At 65.4% G+C, this 20690-nt stretch carries 16 protein-coding genes; 2 read left to right on the top strand and 14 right to left on the bottom strand.

Annotated elements, in window-relative coordinates; all coding sequences use genetic code 11:
- Nucleotides 1-29: 29 nt before the first annotated feature.
- The 9 genes from purH to K678_RS01730 all read right to left on the bottom strand — a co-directional run bounded on the left by purH (nt 30) and on the right by K678_RS01730 (nt 10391).
- Entirely contained in the window at nt 30-1610 is a 1581-nt protein-coding gene (gene purH / locus K678_RS01770; RefSeq protein WP_021130743.1) for a bifunctional phosphoribosylaminoimidazolecarboxamide formyltransferase/IMP cyclohydrolase, read from the bottom strand.
- Nucleotides 1611-1770: 160 nt separating this feature from the next.
- On the bottom strand, nt 1771-2283 hold the full coding sequence (locus K678_RS01765) for a helix-turn-helix domain-containing protein (RefSeq protein ID WP_021130742.1): 513 nt from the start codon (nt 2281-2283) through the stop codon (nt 1771-1773).
- Nucleotides 2284-2394: 111 nt separating this feature from the next.
- Nucleotides 2395-3963 carry an apolipoprotein N-acyltransferase gene (gene lnt / locus K678_RS01760; RefSeq protein ID WP_021130741.1) on the bottom strand — a complete coding sequence of 523 codons (1569 nt, stop codon included), beginning with the start codon at nt 3961-3963 and terminating at the stop codon, nt 2395-2397.
- Nucleotides 3964-3985: 22 nt separating this feature from the next.
- The gene (locus tag K678_RS01755; RefSeq protein WP_021130740.1) at nt 3986-4897 is read right to left on the bottom strand and encodes a hemolysin family protein; all 912 of its coding nucleotides are present in this window, start codon (nt 4895-4897) and stop codon (nt 3986-3988) included.
- Complete coding sequence (ybeY, locus tag K678_RS01750) at nt 4894-5409, bottom strand: rRNA maturation RNase YbeY (RefSeq protein ID WP_021130739.1); 516 nt, start codon at nt 5407-5409, stop codon at nt 4894-4896. The genes K678_RS01755 and ybeY overlap by 4 nt, the downstream gene beginning before the upstream one ends.
- Nucleotides 5406-6380, bottom strand: a complete 975-nt coding sequence (locus tag K678_RS01745; RefSeq protein ID WP_081673138.1) for a PhoH family protein — start codon at nt 6378-6380, stop codon at nt 5406-5408. The genes ybeY and K678_RS01745 overlap by 4 nt, the downstream gene beginning before the upstream one ends.
- Entirely contained in the window at nt 6377-7693 is a 1317-nt protein-coding gene (gene miaB, locus K678_RS01740) for a tRNA (N6-isopentenyl adenosine(37)-C2)-methylthiotransferase MiaB (protein WP_039851800.1), read from the bottom strand. The genes K678_RS01745 and miaB overlap by 4 nt, the downstream gene beginning before the upstream one ends.
- A 92-nt stretch (nt 7694-7785) precedes the next feature.
- Nucleotides 7786-9291, bottom strand: coding sequence for a DHA2 family efflux MFS transporter permease subunit (locus tag K678_RS01735; protein ID WP_414532522.1), 1506 nt, complete (start codon nt 9289-9291; stop codon nt 7786-7788).
- A 68-nt stretch (nt 9292-9359) separates the two neighbouring features.
- Nucleotides 9360-10391, bottom strand: coding sequence for an HlyD family secretion protein (locus K678_RS01730; protein ID WP_021130735.1), 1032 nt, complete (start codon nt 10389-10391; stop codon nt 9360-9362).
- Nucleotides 10392-10572: 181 nt separating this feature from the next.
- Between K678_RS01730 and K678_RS01725 the strand changes: the two genes are divergently transcribed.
- Complete coding sequence (locus K678_RS01725) at nt 10573-11580, top strand: hypothetical protein (protein WP_021130734.1); 1008 nt, start codon at nt 10573-10575, stop codon at nt 11578-11580.
- 181 nt (nt 11581-11761) lie between these two features.
- Nucleotides 11762-14350 carry an ATP-dependent chaperone ClpB gene (clpB, locus tag K678_RS01720; RefSeq protein ID WP_021130733.1) on the top strand — a complete coding sequence of 863 codons (2589 nt, stop codon included), beginning with the start codon at nt 11762-11764 and terminating at the stop codon, nt 14348-14350.
- Nucleotides 14351-14689: 339 nt separating this feature from the next.
- On the opposite strand, the gene grpE is transcribed toward clpB, so the two are convergent.
- From grpE to leuS, 5 genes are all read right to left on the bottom strand, one after another.
- Nucleotides 14690-15304: a nucleotide exchange factor GrpE gene (gene grpE / locus K678_RS01715; protein WP_021130732.1), complete on the bottom strand. Its 615-nt coding sequence runs from the start codon at nt 15302-15304 to the stop codon at nt 14690-14692.
- Nucleotides 15305-15320: 16 nt separating this feature from the next.
- Nucleotides 15321-16382 carry a heat-inducible transcriptional repressor HrcA gene (hrcA, locus tag K678_RS01710; protein ID WP_021130731.1) on the bottom strand — a complete coding sequence of 354 codons (1062 nt, stop codon included), beginning with the start codon at nt 16380-16382 and terminating at the stop codon, nt 15321-15323.
- Between the two features lie 108 nt (nt 16383-16490).
- Nucleotides 16491-17513, bottom strand: a complete 1023-nt coding sequence (holA, locus tag K678_RS01705) for a DNA polymerase III subunit delta (RefSeq protein WP_021130730.1) — start codon at nt 17511-17513, stop codon at nt 16491-16493.
- Nucleotides 17510-18100: an LPS assembly lipoprotein LptE gene (lptE, locus tag K678_RS01700; protein WP_021130729.1), complete on the bottom strand. Its 591-nt coding sequence runs from the start codon at nt 18098-18100 to the stop codon at nt 17510-17512. The genes holA and lptE overlap by 4 nt, the downstream gene beginning before the upstream one ends.
- The gene (gene leuS, locus K678_RS01695; RefSeq protein ID WP_021130728.1) at nt 18087-20681 is read right to left on the bottom strand and encodes a leucine--tRNA ligase; all 2595 of its coding nucleotides are present in this window, start codon (nt 20679-20681) and stop codon (nt 18087-18089) included. The genes lptE and leuS overlap by 14 nt, the downstream gene beginning before the upstream one ends.
- Between the last annotated feature and the right edge of the window lie 9 nt (nt 20682-20690).

Raw genomic sequence — 20690 nt, 5'->3', positions numbered from 1 at the left:
GGGGCGGCATGTGCCGCCCCTCTTCGCCTTTAGTGGCGGAAGTGGCGCATCCCGGTGAACACCATCGCCAGACCGGCTTCGTCGGCCGCCGCGATCACCTCGGCGTCGCGGACCGAGCCGCCCGGCTGGATCACCGCCGTCGCTCCCGCCGCCGCCGCCGCCAGCAGACCATCGGCGAAGGGGAAGAAGGCGTCGGACGCCACCACCGATCCCACCGTCGCGGGTTCGGACAGACCGGCCGCCTCGGCGGCTTCGCGCGCCTTCCAGGCGGCGATGCGCGAGGAATCGACCCGGCTCATCTGACCGGCCCCGATCCCCACCGTCGCGCCGTCCTTGGCATAGACGATTGCGTTCGACTTGACGTGCTTGCAGACGCGGAAGGCGAACAACAGGTCGGACAATTCACGGTCGCTGGGCGCGCGCTTGGTGACGACCTTCAGATCAGTCAGGGCGATGCGGCCATTGTCGCGGGTCTGGAACAACTGGCCACCGGCGACGGTGCGCAGGGTGAAGCCGGTCGCCGCCGGGTCGGGCATCGCCCCGGTCAGCAGCAGACGCAGGTTCTTCTTCGCAGCGAAGGCGGCGATGGCCTCGTCATCGGCCTCGGGCGCGATCACCACTTCGGTGAACAAATGGGCGATCTCGGCGGCGGTGGCCCCATCCAGGCGACGGTTGACCGCGACGATGCCGCCGAACGCCGACACCGGATCACAGGCCAGGGCCGCGCGATAGGCCGAGACCAGATCGTCGCCGACCGACACGCCGCAGGGATTGGCGTGCTTGATGATCGCGACGGCGGGACGGTCGAACTCGGCGGCCAGCTCAAAAGCGGCGTCGGTATCGTTCAGATTGTTGTAGCTCAGTTCCTTGCCCTGGACCTGACGGGCGGTGGCGATGCCGGGACGAGCCGCGCCGCCGACATAGAACGCCGCCTGCTGGTGCGGGTTTTCGCCATAACGCAGGCCCTGGCGCAACTCGCCCGCGACGACGACGCGGCGGGGGAAGGTCTCGCCGACCTGGCTGGCGAACCAGCGCGAGATCGCGGCGTCATAGGCCCCGGTCCGGGCATAAGCGGTCGCGGCAAGGCGGCGGCGCAGTTCCAGCGTGGTGGCGCCGTTATTGGCCTCCATCTCGGCCTTCACCGCCGCGTAATCCTCGACATCGACCAGAACGGTCACGCCGTCATGGTTCTTCGCCGCGCCTCGGATCAGCGCCGGACCACCGATATCGATGTTCTCGACACAGGTCTCGAAATCGGCCCCGCGCGCCACCGTCGCTTCGAACGGATAGAGATTGACCACCAGCAGATCGATCGGGGCGATCTCATGCTCGGCCATCGCCGCCTCATGCGCCGCGTTGCCGCGAATGCCGAGCAGGCCGCCGTGAATCTTGGGGTGCAGGGTCTTGACCCGCCCGTCGAGCATCTCGGGAAAGCCGGTGTGATCGGCAACCTCGGTGACCTTCAGCCCCGCGTCGCGCATTGCCTTGGCCGAGCCGCCGGTCGACAGGATGTCAACGCCGCGATCGGCAAGGAACCGGGCGAACTCAATCAACCCGGTCTTGTCCGAGACCGAGATCAAGGCGCGACGAATGGGAAGAGAAGCGGACATGGGTCAGGGACCTCCGGGGCGAAATGGGCAAAAGTGGGGCGTGATTCTGCGCTGTATAGCACAGCCCGCCGCTCTGGAGAGGAGGATTTTGACGAAAAAGGGCGGCCAAACCGACCCGAAACCGGTCGGAGCGGCACGGCTCGCAGGCACGACGGCGGACTTAGTCCCGGTTTTCACCCGTCGCGGCCAGCGCCTTCGCCAATTCATAGACCCGCTTGCGCACATGCGGATCGGGAATGGCGAAATAGGCGCGAATCAGGTTCATCGTCTCCTGACGGCTGAGAAGATCGGAATCGAACCCGCTTGGCTCTTCGGCCAGACCGGTGGCGCGGCTGGAATATTCCGCCGGCGTGGCCTGGGCCATATCCTCGGGCATGTCGTCGTAGAAAAACGACACCGGGACATCAAGCACCTGCGACAAATCGAACAGCCGCGATGCGCCGATCCGATTGGCACCCCGTTCGTACTTCTGCACCTGCTGAAAGGTCAGACCGATCGCCGAGCCCAGTTTTTCCTGGCTCATCCCCAACAACGTACGGCGCAGGCGGACCCGTGCGCCGACATGGATGTCGACCGGATTGGGATCGCCGTCTTCGGTACGGCCCCGATTGGCCTTGCGGCGCGGCGCTTGGGGCTGGCCGGTTGTGTCGTCGCGGCGCTTGGGGGGAGCCATGGTCAGTCCCGCTGGATGAAGGTCGTAAGACGCTCAGATTAGGGCGAAGGCCCGATACAAGTCAACACGTCTTGCGGGTGGGACTGGAAAACCCCCAGACTCCATTCGACCCTAAGGCGAGGTTTTGCGGAACGCCAGACCGGCGGCAAAACAGGCCAGAACCAGCGCCAATGGCAGCGAATCGCCCCAGCGTCCATAGGGCGTGATCGCGACCGGCCGGGGCAAAACCACGTCGAAGCTGCCGCGCTCGCCCAAGCCCAACCGCGCCACCTCGCGGCCCAGCGGGTCGAACACTGCCGAGATGCCGGTATTGGCGGCGCGGACCAGCGGCAACCCTTCCTCGATCCCGCGCAGACGGGCGGCGGCGAGATGCTGGTACGGCCCCGCCGACAGGCCGAACCAGCCGTCGTCGGTGATATTCAAAATCCAGTCCGGCCGGGGCTGGTCGCGTCCCACCACCTGTCCGGGGAAGATCGCTTCATAGCAGATCAGCGGTGCGACCGGCGGCAGGCCGGGCAGGTCCAGCGTGCGCGGCCCCGGTCCGGGGGTGAAATCGGTCGAGCCATTGGTGATCTTGGTAATCGGCAGCAGCCAGCGCAGCGGCACGTACTCGCCAAACGGCACCAGATGGGCCTTGTCGAACAAAGCGACGATCGGGCCGCCGGGGGCGATGGCGTACAGACTGTTCCACAAGCGGAACGGATCTTCGCCGCGCGGGCTGATCCGCAACGCCCCGGTCAGCAGCAGCCCATCGGGCGGTGCCGCCAGCGCGGCATAGGCGCGGTGTGCATCGTCAAGATTGAGGAAGAACGGAGCCGCCGCCTCGGGCCAGATCACCGCCTTGATACCGTCCAGCGACGTCCCCCGCGACAGCGTCACCGCATCGAACAGATGGCCCTCGCGCCGCCCTTCCATCCATTTGGTGCCTTGGGGAATGTGCGGCTGGACCACCCGGAGCGTCAGCCCGGTCTCGGCGGGCGGCACCTGCGCCAGCCGGAGCGAGCCGCCGCCCCACGCCGCCAGCGGCAGAAGAACGGTCAGCAACCCGACCAGGGCCAGCCGCCGGGATGACGGCTGATCCGCCAGCAGCGCCGGAGCCATCGCCGCCAGCGCGGTCAGCAGGCTTAATCCCCACAGCCCGCCGAACGCCCCCACTTGCAGCACCGGCAGGCTGACATCCCACACCGATCCCAGCGAATTCCACGGAAAGCCGGTCAGCATCCACGAGCGCAGCCATTCCGCCAGCGTCCACAGCGCGGCCAGCACCGCAACCCGCCCAGGTCCGCGCGCGCCGACCAGCCGCGCCGCCAGGGTGGCGGCCCCCATGAACACAGCGAGCAGGCCGGACAAGCCGAACACCGCGAACGGAATCATCCAGCCGAATTTGGCGGCATCGACCAGCAGGGCATAGGAAATCCAGTACAGCCCGACGATGAACCAGCCACAGCCCCACCACCAGCCGACGCCAAAGGCGGCCCGACGGGTGGGAGCGGCATCAAACAGCCAGACCAAAGCGGGCAGCGACAGCAGCAACACCGGCAGCAGCGACAGCGGCGGCAAGGCCAGCGCCCCCAGCGCCCCCAGCCCGACCAGGGTCAGCCGCCGCCGCCAACCCGACAGGGCGGCCAGACGGTCGGCCAGGACGCGGGCGGCGGCAAAGACGCGGGCGACTTTGTTCATCGATAGCTTCCTTGGGGAAAAGTCAGTCCGGCAGAGACGACGCGGTGCGGTCCAGCGGCATCCGCCGCACCCGCAACCGCTTGACGCGGCGGGGATCGGCGTCCATCACCTCGAATTCGAGCCCGGCCGAGTGATTGATCAATTCGCCGCGATCCGGCACCCGCCCGGCGACGAACGAGACCAGACCACCCAGGGTCTCGACCTCTTCGCGCTCCTCGTCGGTGAGAACCTCGCCCATCCGCTCCTCGAAATCCTCGATCGCGGTGCGGGCGTCGGCTTCCAGCGTGCCGTCGGCCAGTTCGATCATGTCGGCATCTTCGATATGGTCGTGCTCGTCGGCGATCTCGCCAACGATCTGTTCGACCAGATCCTCGATCGTCACCAACCCGTCGATGCCGCCATATTCATCGACCACCAGGGCAAGGTGATTGCGGCGCAGGCGCATTTCCAGCAACAGGTCGGTGGCGCGCATACTGGGGGCGACGAACTGGACCCGGCGCACCATCCGGGGCAGGCTGAACGGCTTGCCCTGGCCCAGGATTTCCAGCAGGTCCTTGATATGGACCATGCCGATAACGTCATCGAGGGTGCGGCGATAGACCGGCAGCCGCGAATGGCCGCAGGCGATGAACAGCCGGATCAACTCTTCCTGGGTGGTGCGGGATTCAACCGCGACGATATCGGCGCGGGGAACCTTGACATCGGCGGCGGTGACACCGCGCAGATGCAGAATATTGCCGAGCATCTGACGCTCGTGATCGTCGATCGGACTCTCGGAATCCTCACGATCCTCGATCAGTTCTTCCAGCGCCTCGCGGACGGTTTCCCCGCCCCGCGCCCGACGCTTCAGACCCAACCAGCCCCGAACCGAACGCAGCAACGAATCCCGGGCCTCGGACTCGCGCTGGCTGGGACTGCCACCAGGGTCGTTCATCGCCGGTCATCCTCGTCCTGATAGGGATCGGAGATGCCCAGGCTGGCCAGCAGGCGGGTTTCCAGCCCCTCCATTTCGGCGGCTTCGTCCTCGTCCTGATGGTCGAAGCCGAGGAGATGGAGCACTCCGTGGATCACCAGATGGGAAAAATGATCGGCCAGCGGACGCCCGCTTTCCGTCGCCTCGGCCGCGACCGTCTCCCAGGCCAGGATCACGTCGCCCAGCAGCAGCGGAGCGCCTTCGACCAGGGGGGCCTCGTCATCGTCGAGGGCGGCAAACGACAGCACGTTGGTGGGCGCATCCTTGCCGCGCCAGTCGCGGTTGAGCGCCCGCACGGTCTCGTCGTCGGCCAGCACCACCGACAATTCCAGCGGCCCCTCGGGGACGTCGTCGGGAGAACCGGACAGAGCCAGCAGAACCAGGCTCTGCACGCGCGCCTCGACGTCGGGCAAGGCCTCGGCCCAGGCTGGGCACTCGAGGCTGACGGCAATCTCGGCAACGGGGGCGGTCATGATGGGACGTTTTCCTTGTCGGCTCGCCCGGCCCGGTCATAGGCGCGGACGATGCGGGAGACCAGATCGTGGCGCACCACGTCGCGGTCGGTGAAACGGACGAAGCGGACACCCTCCATGCCATTCAGCACGGACAGGGCATCGGTCAGGCCCGAGCGCACGCCGGACGGCAGGTCGGTCTGGCTCGGATCGCCGGTAATCGCCATGCGTGAATGTTCGCCCATCCGGGTCAGGAACATCTTCATCTGCATCGGCGTGGTGTTCTGGGCCTCGTCGAGAATGACGAAGGCGTTAGACAGGGTGCGGCCGCGCATGAAGGCCAGCGGCGCGACCTCGATCTCGCCAGCCAGCAGCTTCTTTGCCACCAGATCGCCCGGCAGCATGTCGTACAGCGCGTCATAGAGCGGGCGGAGATAGGGATCGACCTTGTCCTTCAGATCGCCGGGGAGGAAACCCAGCCGCTCCCCCGCCTCGACCGCCGGACGCGACAGGATGATGCGGTCAACCTCGCCCGCGCTCATCATCGCCACCGCCTTGGCCACCGCCAGATAGGTCTTGCCGGTTCCGGCCGGGCCAAGTCCAAAGGTCAGCGGCACCTGATCGAGCGCACGGATATAGTCGGCCTGGGTCGGCGTCCGCGCCGAGATCGTCCGCTTGCGGGTGCGGATCACCGCCTCGGGTCCGGCGGCGGCAGAGCCGACCATCCGCATCGCGGTGTCGATATCGGCGGATTCGACATAGCCCTGGCGACGGGCCAGATCGTACAGCCCGTCCAGCACTTCGGCGGTTTCGGCCACCGGACCGGCCCCGCCGGTCAGGGTGATGGTATTGCCCAGCGGATTGAGCGCCACCCCCATCCCCGCCTCGATTCGATTGAGATGTTCGTTATGCGGACCGAACAGCATCCGGGCCAGGGAATTGTCGGGAAACTCGCGGACCTCTACGGTCATCCCCGGGGAAGGCTCGCTCACGCCGGGACCGCTTCCAGGCTGTTGGGATGAACGGCGGCGATGCGCAGCCGCACCACGTCACCGATCCGCTGGCCGGGGGCGCGGACGTGAACCGGCTGCATATAGGGGCTGCGCCCCAGCAACTGGTCGGCATACCGGCCGGGACGATCGAGCAGAACCGTCATTTCACGCCCAACGCAGGCCTGGTTGAACGCCTCGGTCTGGCGGTACAGCAGGGCCTGAAGCTCGGCCAGCCGCGCTTCTTTCACCGGCTCGGGCACCTGGCCCTCCATCGCGGCGGCAGGAGTACCCGGACGCGGGCTGTATTTGAAGGAATAGGTCTGGACGAAACCGATCTCGGCCACCAGGGCCAGGGTGTCGGCGAAATCGGCATCGGTCTCGCCGGGGAAGCCGACGATGAAATCCGACGACAGCGCCAGATCGGGCCGCGCCTCGCGCAGGCGGTCGGCTAGACGGCGATATTGGTCGCGATCATGGCCACGATTCATCGCGGTGAGGATGCGGTTCGATCCCGACTGCACCGGCAGATGGAGGAACGGCATCAGTTCGGGCAGATCGCGGTGGACGGCGATCAGCGAGTCGCTCATGTCGCGGGGATGCGAGGTGGTGTAGCGCAGCCGCTCGATCCCGTCGATTTTAGCCAGCGCGGTCAGCAGTGTTCCCAGATCCCAGCCGGGTTCGCCGTGCCAGGCATTGACGTTCTGGCCGATCACGGTGATCTCGCGCACCCCTTGCGCCGCCAGCGCCGCCGCCTCGGCCAGCACCGCCGCCGCCGGGCGGGAATATTCCGCCCCCCGGGTATAGGGCACGACACAGAAGGTGCAGAACCGGTCACACCCTTCCTGAATCGCCAGAAAAGCGTTGGTCCCCTCGGCACGGGCCTCGGGCAGGAAATCGAATTTCGGTTCGGTGGGGAATTCGGTGTCGAGCACCGCGCCGCCCGCCCGCGCCGCCTGGGCCACCATCTCGGGCAGGCGGTGATAGGTCTGCGGCCCCAGCACGATATCGACGAAGGGGGCGCGGCGCAGCACTTCCTCGCCCTCGGCCTGGGCGACGCAGCCGGCCACCGCCAGCACCATCGGCAAGCCTTCGGCGGCACGCGCCTCCTTGATCTTGCGCAGCCGTCCCAGGTCCGAGAACACTTTCTCGGCCGCCTTCTCACGGATGTGGCAGGTGTTAAGGATCACCATGTCGGCATCGTCGGGCCGATCGGTCGGGCCATAGCCCAGCGGCGCCAGGACATCCGCCATGCGAGCGGAATCGTAGACGTTCATCTGGCAGCCGAAAGTTTTGATGAAAAGTCGTTTTGCCACGGTCGTTCGCGGGCGGGGGATCCGCCGGTCATACAAGGGGAAAGGCTAAGACACCGGTGCCGTCGAAGTCAAGGACCGGGAATACGTGTCTCTCAATGTTCACCGCCGCCGCCACCACCGCGTGCAACCGGCTGAAGCAGCGGCAACAGCAACAGGCTGATCGCGAACACCCCTGCCATCATCATCATGACGTCGGAAAAGGCCAGGGTCAGCGCCTCGCGCCGAGTCAGTTGCCACAGCGTCTTCAGCGCCACCAGATCGGCCCCGCTGCCCAGGGTGGGATCGAACCGGCTGGTCAAGCTCTCGACCATCGCGGTCGCGTTCCCCCGCGCCGCCGTCAGCCGTTCCGACAGCCGCAGCATGTGGTGGTCGATACGGTGGGTCAGCGCGGTATTGATCGCCGCCAGCCCGACCGCGCCGCCCAGATTGCGCATCAGATTATAAAGGCCCGAGGCGTTGGGCACCCGCTCGGGCGGCAGATGGCCGAGCGCCACCGTGTTGATCGGAACGAAGCAGAACATCAGCGACAGCCCGCGCACCGCCTGGGGCAGGAACATCTCCCAATAGCCCCAATCCGAGGTCAGGGCGCTGTTCAGCCACAATCCGCCACCGAACAGAGCCAGCCCGATCCCCAGCATCATCCGGGGATCGAGAAAGCGGATCAGATTCCCGGCCAGCGGTGCCGACAGGAACTGGAACGCGCCGGTCACCATCATCGCGATGCCGATCTCCAGCGCCGAATAGCCCCGCACCTGCCCCAGGAACAGCGGCACGATGTAAACCGAGCCATAGAGACCGACGCCGATCACAAAGCTGTAGAAACAGCCGACGGCAAAGTTGCTGTCAGAAAACGCGCGCAGATCGACAACCGGATGGTGGGCGGTCAGTTCGCGCCACAGAAACCCGATCCCGGCGATAACCGTCACCGTCGTCAAAACCGATATCGTGCGGTCGTTGAGCCAGTCGTTGCGGTTGCCCTCTTCCAGCACGTATTGCAACGTGCCGAGGAACAGCGCCACCAGCACGATTCCGGTCAGGTCAAAGCCTCTCAACATATCAAGCCGCATCGGCTCGCGGCGGGCGAACAGCAGAACCGTAACGGCGACCAGTGCGCCCGGCACGATATTGACCAGGAACAGCCAGTGCCAGCTGGTGCTTTCGGTCAACCAGCCGCCCAGGGTCGGCCCCAGGGTCGGCGCCATCGTCGCCACCAGCCCGATCAGCACCGACACCGATGGCTGACGCTTGGGCGGAAACAGGGTGAACGAGGTGGTAAAGACGGTCGGAATCATCGCGCCGCCCAGGAATCCCTGGAGGGCGCGAAACACGATCATCGATTCGATGCTCCACGACATCGCGCACAGCGCACTGGCCAGGGTAAACGACGCCGCCGACACGAAGAACAGCCAGCGGGTGCTGAACACCCGCGACAGCCACCCCGACAGCGGGATCATCACCACTTCGGCGACAAGGTACGAGGTCTGGACCCAGGTCGCCTCGTCGGCCGAGGCGGCGATGCCCGACTGAATCTGGGCAATCGAACTGGCGACGATCTGGATATCCAGAATCGCCATGAACATCCCCACCACCATCGCCATGAAGCCGATCCAGTCGCGGACCGAGACGACGCGGTCTTCGGGGCGAAGGTCGGCGGCGGCGGGCGAGCTCACTGCCCCGGCTCGCGCGTATCGATATGGGCGGTCACCGACAGACCGGGACGCAGCTTACCGGCCAGCGGATTTCCTTCGGCCAGATGGATGCGGACCGGAACCCGCTGCACCACCTTGGTGAAATTGCCCGTCGCATTTTCCGGCGGCAACAGGCTGAACCGCGCCCCCGAAGCCGGGGCAAAGCTGTCGACCCGCCCCTCGATCTCACGCCCGCCAAAGGCATCGACGGCAATCGTCGCCTTTTGACCCGGCCGGATCTGGCTCAACTGGGTTTCCTTATAATTGGCATCGACCCACACCGTCGCCAGCGGCACCACCGCCAGCAAGGTCTGGCCGGTGCGGACATATTGACCGTCGCGCACGGCGCGATTGCCTATCATCCCATCGGCGGGGGCGCGAATCACCGTTGCCTCAAGGTCGATCTCGGCCAGATCCAACGTCGCCTGGGCCTTCTCGACCTCGGCCTCGGCGATCGCGCGTTCGCTGATCAGAACGGCAAGCTGGCGGCGCGCTCCCTGGGCCTGCGCCCCCGATCCGGCCAACCCGGCCTCGGCCTTGGCGGCGTCGGCCTGGGTCAGGTCAAAGCGCTGGCGGCTGACGAAATCCTCGCGCACCAGCCGGGCGGTGCGTTCGTGATCGGCCTTGGCCCGGGCGACTTCGGCCCGCGCCGAGGCAACCGACGCACCGGATTGGGCGATCACCGATTCCTGCACCGCGATCTTCTGATCGAGCTGAACCAAACTGGCCCGTTTGGCCGCCAGAACGGCGCGGGCCTCGTCAACGCGAGCGCGATAATCGCGGTCGTCGATCCGGATCAGGATGTCGCCCTTGGCCACCGGGCTGTTGTCCCCAACATTAAGCTGGACGATATGGCCGGGAACCTTGGGCTGGATCGGGGTGATGTCGCCTTCGACATAGGCGTCATCGGTCGTCTCGATCCAGCGCCATTCGGTGACCCAGCGATAGGCAGCCCAACTTCCCGCAGTGACGGCGATCAGGGCAAGAGCGATGGCGGCTGGCTTTTTCATGGCGACCCAGAGACAAGGGGGGAGCGATTGTACTGAACGGTTCAGTTTCTATCGCGGGGCCGGACCCGAGTCAAACCAATGCGACACGTCTGGTCACGACCGGACACTTGTTCGGAAGTGACCGTCTCGGCATAATGAATCGGTTACCTTCGGCTTAGGCATAATGGTCGGGCGAAAGAACATGGCGGCGGATAAGAATGGCAGCGCCGAATCCGGTGACGACGATATCGGCTTCGAACATAAATTTTTCACGTCTTTCGAAGATTTGTATTTCCGGATGACCGATTCCGGTGAACCTGTCGCCGTCCTAAAGCTCGCCAATAACGAGGCGATCCTCTCCTTCGATGGGCTGAAACGCGAGTTCATGTTGAAGGAGGACAGCCGCGACTTCCGGATGCTTGACCGCGTCGCCGAAGGATTGCAATTCGTCCGTGGCTTGCGCCCCGGCGACCGCCTGCCCAAGGAAGTCACCTCGCGCGAAGCCTCGTGGGAACCGCAGGACCGCCACCGCCGCATCGCCTATCAGCGCCTGACGATGCAGTTGGTCACCTGGCTGACCGGCAACGAGAACGTCATCAGCAACGTCACCGAACTGGCCCAGGTCGCCGAAGACCCCCAGGTTAAGAAGAACGTCCAGCTTGCCTTTACCGAGGCGGCGGAGGAATTGGGACTGGGGCGCGAGCGCCGCGACGAGGTGGTCCAGTATATCGAGACCCTGGCCCGTGAACTGGCCTATATCGAAGCGTTGCGCGACACCTTCGCCGAGGTTGAGCGGATCGATGAAAAGCTTCAGGGATTGCGCCGCATCTATGGAGCCGAACGCTCGATGATCGAAACCGTCGATCAGGTCGCCCGCCTGTCGCAGCGGGCGATCAAGCTGTTCCGCGATTATTTCGACCAGATCGACGCCCAGACCGGTGAAATCCTATCGATGCTGAAAAACATCGATAATCAGATCGGCTATATCCGTCAGGTCCGCGATGCCCTGCATTGTCGCCTGTTGCCGTGGGAAGATTTTATCCAGATCTGGAAGACGGTGTTCATCGTCCGCTCCGACGAAAACACCAATAAAATCCGCGATATCTATCAGTTCCTCGCGCCGCGCTACATGCAGTTCAACGATTGGGTTCTGGTCACCCGCCGCGGGGCGCTGAAATCAAAACCGATCGGCGGTCAGATGCGCTGGTAATACCAAGCGGCATTGAATGGACCTCATTGCAGCGCAAGGTTAAGCCCGAAGGGGCGCCGGGGAGCGTAACTGTCCCTGCCTTGCGAGGGTCGGAAATACCCTCCATATCTTTGCAGTCAAGCGAAGGATAATCCCTGCCGCCGATCCGGGGGGGGATATCCGGTCGAGTCGGAGAGCATCCATGGATTTCGAAAAATTCACCGAACGCTGCAAGGGATTCATCCAGGCGGCGCAGACGCTGGCCTTGCGGTCCAACCACCAATTCCTCACCCCCGAGCATCTCACCCAGGTTCTGCTGGCCGATAAGGAAGGCCTGGCCGCCAACCTGATCCGCGCCGCCGGGGGCAACCCGGTCAAGGCGCTGAACGGGATCGAGGAGGCGCTGTCCAAGCTGCCCAAGGTCGGCGGCTCCGGGGCGGGCATGCACCTGTCGAACGAGCTGGCCCGGCTGCTCGATCAGGCGGTCCAGCTGGCCGAAAAAGCCGGGGACAGCTATGTCACCGCCGAGCGGCTGTTGCTGGCCCTGGCCCTGGCGACCGGAACACCGGCGGCGAAGGTGCTGGCCGAGGCCGGGGTCACGCCGCAGGGGCTGAACCACGCGATCGAACAGATCAGAAAGGGCCGCAAGGCCGAAAGCCCGGCCGCCGAAGACGGCTATGACGCCCTGAAGAAATACGCCCGCGACCTGACCCAGGCGGCCCGCGACGGCAAGCTTGACCCGGTGATCGGGCGCGACGAGGAAATCCGCCGTACCATTCAGGTGCTGTCGCGCCGGACCAAGAACAACCCGGTGCTGATCGGTGAACCCGGCGTCGGCAAGACCGCGATCGTCGAAGGTCTTGCCACCCGCATCGTCAATGGCGACGTCCCCGAGGCGCTGAAGAACAAGCGCCTGATGGCGCTGGATCTGGGCGCGCTGGTGGCTGGCGCGAAGTTCCGTGGCGAGTTCGAGGAACGGCTGAAGGCGGTGCTGGCCGAGATGACCGCCTCCAACGGTGAGGTGATCTTGTTCATCGACGAGATGCACACCCTGATCGGCGCGGGCGCGGCCGAAGGCTCGATGGATGCCTCGAACCTGCTGAAACCGGCCTTGGCGCGCGGCGAGTTGCATTGCGTCGGCGCGACGACGCTGAACGAATACCGCAAGCATGTCGAAAAAGACGCCGCCCTGGCCCGGAGGTTCCAGCCGGTGTTCGTCTCCGAGCCGGGGGTCGAGGATACCGTCTCGATCCTGCGCGGACTGAAAGAGAAGTACGAACTGCATCACGGCGTCCGCATCGCCGACAGCGCCCTGGTCGCGGCGGCGACGCTGTCGAACCGCTATATCACCGACCGCTTCCTGCCCGATAAGGCGATTGATCTGGTCGATGAGGCTGGGTCGCGTCTGCGGATGCAGATCGATTCCAAGCCCGAGGCGCTCGACGAGATCGACCGCCGGATCATCCAGTTGAAGATCGAGCGCGAGGCACTACGCAAGGAAACCGACATCGCCTCACGCGAACGCCTCGTCAAGCTGGAGGACGATCTGCCCAAGCTGGAACAGCAATCGTTTGATCTGACCGAACGCTGGCGGGCGGAAAAGGATCAGCTTGCCTCCTCGACCAAGGTCAAGGAACGGCTGGAGGAAGCCCGGATCGAACTCGCCAATGCCGAACGCGCCGCCGATTGGGGCCGGGCCGGAGAGTTGAAATTCGGGGTGATCCCTCAGCTTGAGCGCCAACTCGAAGGCGGGGACGAGGGAAAGCGGATGGTGACCGAATCCGTCACCGAGGAACATATCGCCCAGGTGGTATCGCGCTGGACCGGCATTCCGGTCGAGAAGATGCTGGCGGGCGAGCGCGACAAGTTGCTGGCGATGGAAGACCGGCTGAAGACCCGCGTCGTCGGCCAGGACGAGGCGCTGAAGGCGGTGTCCGACGCGGTGCGCCGGGCGCGCGCCGGGTTGCAGGACCCGTCGCGTCCGATCGGCTCGTTCCTGTTCCTGGGCCCGACCGGCGTCGGCAAGACCGAGCTGACCAAGGCCCTTGCCGAGTTCCTGTTCGACGACGAATCCGCTCTGCTGCGGATCGACATGTCCGAATATATGGAAAAGCATTCGGTCGCCCGCCTGATCGGTGCGCCTCCGGGCTATGTCGGCTATGAGGAAGGCGGCGCACTGACCGAAGCGGTGCGGCGGCGGCCCTATCAGGTGATCCTGTTCGACGAGATCGAAAAGGCCCACCCCGATGTGTTCAACGTCCTGCTCCAGGTACTCGACGACGGCCGCCTGACCGATGGCCAGGGCCGCGTCGTCGATTTCCGCAACACCCTGATCGTGCTGACCTCGAATCTCGGTGCCGACATCCTCGCCAACCAGGACGAGGGACAGGAGACCGAGGCGGTGCGCGGCGCGGTGATGGAGATCGTTCGGAGCGCGTTCCGGCCGGAATTCCTCAATCGTCTCGACGAAATCCTGCTGTTCCGCCGCCTCGGCCGGTCCGACATGACCGGAATCGTCGATATCCAGTTGGCCCGGCTGCGCAAGCTGCTGACCGACCGCCATGTCACCCTCGACCTTGACCCGACCGCCCAGGTCTGGCTGGCCGAGCGCGGCTACGACCCGGTCTATGGGGCCCGGCCGCTGAAGCGGGTGATCCAGCGCACCTTGCAGACCCCGCTGGCCGGTCTGATCCTCGAAGGCGCGATCAAGGACGGCGACACCGTCCGCGTCGCGGCGGCCGAGGGCGGGTTGCTGATCAACGGCCGCTCGGTCGGGGCCGATCTGGTGTAACCCAGGATCGAACGGAGGTCGGGGGCGTTTGCCCCCGAACCCTCCAGGTTTTTAACTGATAGAAATAAAACAAAATGGCGGTTCGGAGGCATGTGCCTCCGAACGGGTCTGGGCGGTCGCCCGGCCGCGAAGCGGAAGTTTTCTCTCGCCCGATCAGGGCCGAAAAAAAGCCCCCCTCTGATCGGAGGGGGGCTTTTCCGTCTCTAAATACCGGCCAACCTATGTTTCGACCTGTTGGCCGGTATCTGGCCGCCATTGAGGCGGCGGCCAAGCGGGCGGATGCCCGCGCCCGGCGAGGGGCAATACGGCGGGTCACCGCCGGTATAATGCGACGTCAGCCTAGGCCGAGGTGTCGAGATTGCCGCCGCCCGACTTCGGGCCGCCCTTGGCGATGCCGACCAGGGCCGGGCGCAGCAGGCGGTCATGCAGGGTGTAACCCGACTGCATTTCCACCACCACGGTCCCTTCCAGCTTGGTCGCGTCCTCGATCTCCATCATCGCCTGATGCAGGTTGGGATCGAACCGCTCGCCCATCGCCGGAACGCGGCGGATGCCGTACCGCTCGAAGGTGGCGATCAGTTCGCGCTCGGTCATCTCGACGCCGACGGTCAGGGAATTGACCGCCTCGTCGGCCTCACGCGCACCGGCGGGCACGGCATCGAGAGCGCGGCGGAGATTGTCGGCGACCGACAGCACGTCCTTAGCCAGAGTCGACACCGCGTACTTGCCGCGATCCTCGGCCTGCTGTTCCAGGCGACGGCGGACGTTCTCGGTGTCGGCGCGGGCGTACAGAACATCGTTCTTCAGCTTCGCCACCTGGGCTTCGAGTTCGGCGATTCGATCGGTGGGGGCCGGCTCAGCGGCCTCGGCGACCGGGGCCTCGGCCGGAGCCGCTTCGGCTACGTCAACCGGGCTGGTGTCCACCGGCTGTTCGCTGGTCTGGTCCTGGGTCATGCTCTGTCCTCGATCCTCAAGGTTGTCCGATAAGGCGGCCGATCACCTTTGCGGTGTAATCGACCATGGGGATGATCCGGGCGTAATTGATGCGTTGGGGGCCGATCACGCCGATGGCGCCCACGATGCATTCACGCGAATCGCGATAGGGGGCAACGATCATCGAGCAGCCGGTAACTCCGAACAGCTCGTTTTCCGCCCCGATGAAAATCTGAACGCCGTCGGCCTCGCGGGTCAAATCGACCAGCCGCAGAAACTGTTCCGAGGTTTCCAGCGCCTCGAACAGAGCGCGGATCCGTTCCAGATCCTCGACGGCGGTAACGTCTTCCAGCAGATGCGATTGGCCGCGCACGATCAGCGGCGCCGGGCTTTCGCCCCCGGCCCAGGTAGCCAGACCGGCTTCGATGACGCGGCGGGTCAGCGAATCCAGCGTGGTCCGCTGCTGCTCCAGTTCGGCGGTGATCTCTTCGCGCATCGCGTCGAGCGAGCGGCCGGACAAGCGTGCGGTCAGGTAGTTTCCGGCTTCGACCAGGGTCGAGCGGTCAACCCCCTCGGGCAAATCGAGAATGCGGTTCTCGACCATCCCGTCTTCGGTGACCAGCACCACCAGGGCGCGGCGCGGCCCCAGCCAGACGAACTCGACATGCTTCAGCGAGCGCTGAATCCGCGGTGCCACCACCATTCCGGCGCAGCGCGACAAACCCGACAGAGTCGTCAACGCCTCGGACAGCAATTGCTCGACGCTGCGGCCCGAGGCCCGACATTGCAGATCGATATGGGTGCGCTCGTCATCGGCGATCCGGCCAACTTCCAGCAGGCCATTGACGAACAGCCGCATCCCCGCCTGGGTCGGCAACCGTCCCGCCGAGGTGTGGGGCGCGTAGAGCAGGCCGCATTCTTCGAGATCGGCCATCACGTTGCGGATCGTCGCCGCCGACAGCGACAGGTTGGGCAGGCGCGACAGGGTGCGCGATCCCACCGGCTCGCCGGTTTCGACATAGGACTCGACCACCCGGCGGAAAATTTCCCGCGAGCGCTCGTTAAGCTCGGTGATGACTGGCGCGGTGCCGCGTACCATCCGTCCTGGTGACCTTCCTGCTCTGTCGCGAAAATCTAGTGTCGCCCGCCCCCTCCGTCAATCGCCGCCCAGCGATTGGGCAAAGATACGGAGACGGGAATCGCCGGTTCAGCGCCGCGAGGCAGCGCGGGCGATCATCATCAGGGCGCGGGCGGTGATCTCGGGCGCGGGAAGGCCGGTGGTCTTGCAATCGAGTTCGGCCTCGGTCAGCAATTCCAGCGCGCGGCCCAGCCGATCGACCGGCCAGCGCGATACCTGACGGCGAAAGCGGTCGGCCATTTTAAAGATTACCGGCGGCTTCAACGCCCCCATCGCCTGATCGACCGACTTGCCCTGGGCGATCAGCCCGGCGACGAGGTGAAGACGGATGAAATGCCGCGACACCGAGCGCAACATCGCGACCGGCTGCGCCCCTTCGTTCAACAGCTTGTCGAGCACCCGCTGCGCCCCGATATGGTCGCCGTCGGCGGTTGACAGCGCCAGATCGTCCAGCCCGCGCGCGGCACTGTCGCCGACACAAGCCACCGCATCCTCAAGCTTGACCCGGCCCGGTCCGCCCATATACAGCGCCAGCTTGGTCAGTTCCGAGCGGGTCAGACGGCGGTCGCCGCCGAGATGTTCGACCAGATAGGCCATCGCGTCCGGCTCGGCCATCAGCCCGGACGCCTTTAATTCGGCAACGATCACCGTTTCCAGCGTCCCCGCCTCGTCGCCATAGCAGGCCAGGACGGCGGCATTGTCGGCGCCTTCGACCAGCTTGCGCAACGACGAGCGCGGCCCCAACTCTCCCGCCTCGACCACCACCAGCGAATCGCCGCGCGGATTGGCCAGGAACGAAGCCAGCGACGCGCTTTGGCCGTCGGCGGCATCGCGCAGCACCACCACCCGTCGTCCGCCCCCCATCGCAATCGCGGCGGCTTCGTCGGCCAGCGCGGCCGGGCTTTCCTTCAACTGAGCGGCGCGGAGTTCGGCAACGCGGAACGGATCGGACAAATCCGCGACCACCCCGCGCATCAGCCGTTCAACCCGTTCGCGCACCAGCCCCTGGTCGGGTCCATAGACCAAAACGGCGCGAATCTGCGGATCGGGCTGGCGCAGGAAGGCCTCGATCCGCGCCGCCGCAATCTTCACGGCTGGGTAGACGGCAAGAGGTCATCCCCGGGCGACCATCCCTTATTTCGGCGACGGAAGCGGGGATCGTTGGGATTGGCCAGATACCGCTCGATCGCGGCGGCGACCCGGCCGCGAATATCGTCGGCGATCTGAGTTGCCGCCCGTTCGCGGGCATCGCGTTCCATCACCACACTGGCATAGCGCGGGCCAAGATAATCGAAGCTGGCCACCGTACTGGCGGACTCGTTCAGCAGGTATATCCCGTCGCGCTGTAACCGGATCGTCGCGGTCAGGGTCAGATTGCCCAGCGTGGCATAGCCGTCCTTGCGATAACCGACATCGGAGGTCGTTTCGGCCAATTCGATCCGCAGCATATAGAGCGGATCGGCCGGTTCCCCGCGCGGACTGAGCCGCTCGACCAGGGCGTTACGGACCTGCTGGCCGACCCGGTTGTTGATCGGCTCGATCCGAACACGGGCCATATCCGCCCCAACCGGACTGTCGGCGGCGGAGCTGCCCGCCGTGGCATGAATCGCACGGAAGCCGCAGCCGACGGGGCCAAGCCCCGCCAGCACGGCGACCAGCAGGAGTCTAGGCCACAACATTGACGATCCTGTTGGGCACGACCACCACTTTGCGCGGCGGCTTGCCCGCCAGGACGACAATCACCTGCGGCTGGTCGAGCGCGGTGCGCTCGGCCAGCGCCGGATCGGCGTTCTTGGGCAGTTCGATCGTGGCGCGCAGCTTGCCGTTGACCTGGACCGCAACGGTCACACTGTCTTCGACCAGCAAAGCGGGATCGGCCTCGGGCCACGCCGTCTCGGCGATCAGGCTGTCACGACCCAGGGCCGCCCACATTTCCTCGCCCAGATGCGGCATCATCGGCCCGATCAGACGGGCGGCGGCCTCCAGACCCTCGCGCAGGACCCAGGCGGCATCGCTCTCGACGGCGGGAGCCCCCAATTCACCCAGCGCGTTGGTCATCTCGCGGATATGCGCCACCGCCTTGTTGAACTGGAAGCGGTCGAGATCATCGCCGACCACGGCAATGGTCTTGTGAACAAGACGGCGAAGCTTGGCTGCTTCGGCGCCCAATTCCGGCATCGGAGCATCGATCGCGGGCAGATCGGCGGTCACCGCCATCCGCCACAGGCGGTTGACGTAGCGCCAAGCCCCGTCGATCCCGGCTTCGGTCCAGTCGAGATCGCGGTCGGGCGGGCTGTCCGACAACATGAACAGCCGGGCGGTATCGGCCCCGTAACCGTCGATGATCCCGGCGGGATCGACGACGTTCTTCTTCGACTTGCTCATCTTCTCCGAACGGCCGACCGTCACCGGCTGGCCGGTTTCGGCATGGACCGGGCGGCCATCGGGACCGTCGGTGACATCGGTCGGGAACAGCCAGGCCCCGGCCTCGTCCTTATAGGTCTCGTGGCAGATCATCCCCTGGGTCAGCAGACCGGCGAACGGCTCGGCGACGTTCAGATAGCCGCACTGGCGCAGCGCCCGGGTGAAGAAGCGCGAATAGAGCAGGTGCAGCACCGCATGCTCGATCCCGCCGATATATTGATCGACCGGCATCCAGTAATCGGCGGCGGCGCGGTCAAAGCCGACCGTGGTGCTGGTGGGCGAGGTATAGCGGGCGAAGTACCACGAGGATTCGAAGAAGGTATCGAACGTGTCGGTCTCGCGCCGGGCGGGCTTGCCACAGACCGGGCAGGCGACATCCTTCCAGGTCGGGTGATGGGCCAGCGGATTACCGGGAATGTCAAAGCGGACATCCTCGGGCAATTGCACCGGCAGTTCGGATTCCGGCACCGGCACCGCGCCACAGCACTCGCAATGGATGATCGGGATCGGGCAGCCCCAATAACGCTGCCGCGACACGCCCCAATCACGCAGACGGAAATTGACGGTACGTGCCCCCAATCCCTCGGCCTCGATCCGGTCGATCGCGGCGGCCTTGGCCGCTTCGACGGCGAGACCGTCGAGGAAACCGGAATTGATCAAGGCACCGTCGCCGGTATAGGCGGTTCCGGCGGCGATCTGGGCGGCCACCGCCTCGCGGTCGGCGGCCGGTTCGACCACTTGGGTATAGCCCAGCCCGTATTTGTTGGCGAAATCGAGATCGCGCTGGTCATGCGCCGGGCAACCGAAGATCGCCCCGGTGCCATAATCCATCAGCACGAAATTGGCGACATGGATCGGCAGGGTCCGCGACGGATCGAACGGATGCACCGCCTTCAGCCCGGTATCGAAGCCCTTCTTCTCCGCCGTTTCGATCGCCGCCTCGGAGGTGCCCATCCGGTTGCATTCGGCGATGAACTCGGCCAGCGCCGGATTGCCCACCGCCAGTTCGGCGGCCAGCGGATGGTTGGCGGCGATGGCGACGAAACGGGCCCCGAACAGGGTATCGGGACGGGTGGTGAAAATCTCCAGCCCGGTGGCGCGGCCTTCGACCTGGAACAGCAGCCGCGCCCCTTCGGACCGGCCGATCCAGTTCTCCTGCATCAGCCGCACCCGCTCGGGCCAGCGATCCAGCGTCTTCAGGCTGTCGAGCAGATCCTGGGCAAAGGCGGTGATCTTCAGGAACCATTGCGACAGTAGCCGTTTTTCGACCAGCGCGCCCGAGCGCCAGCCGCGCCCGTCGATCACCTGCTCGTTGGCGAGAACGGTGTTCTCGACCGGGTCCCAATTGACCCAGGATTCCTTGCGATAGACCAGCCCGGCCTTGAGGAAATCCAGGAACATCTTCTGTTCGTGGCGGTAATAGTCCGGCTCGCAGGTGGCGACCTCGCGGCCCCAATCGTAGGACAGACCCATCGACTTCAACTGCTCGCGCATCGCCGCGATATTCTCGCGGGTCCATTTCGCCGGATGGACCCCGTGCTGGATCGCCGCGTTCTCCGCCGGAAGGCCAAAAGCGTCCCACCCCATCGGATGCAGCACATTGTGGCCGCGCGCCCGCTTGTAGCGGGCAACGACGTCGCCCAACGTGTAATTGCGGACATGGCCCATGTGGATGCGCCCCGACGGATAGGGAAACATCTCCAGCACATAATATTTCGGGCGGTCGGATTCCTCACGCGCGATGAAGCAGCCGCGGTCTTCCCAGACCTTCTGCCACCGGGCTTCGGTGTCCTTGACGTTATAGCGATCGGCAATAAGAGAATCAGGGCGCGACATTTCGTCGTC

This window comes from Magnetospirillum fulvum MGU-K5, from assembly GCF_000442515.1.
In the GTDB taxonomy this organism is placed as follows: Bacteria; Pseudomonadota; Alphaproteobacteria; order Rhodospirillales; family Magnetospirillaceae; genus Phaeospirillum; species Phaeospirillum fulvum_B.
Note: the sequence above shows the minus strand (reverse complement) of the source record. Positions and strands in the feature narration are given on the sequence as shown.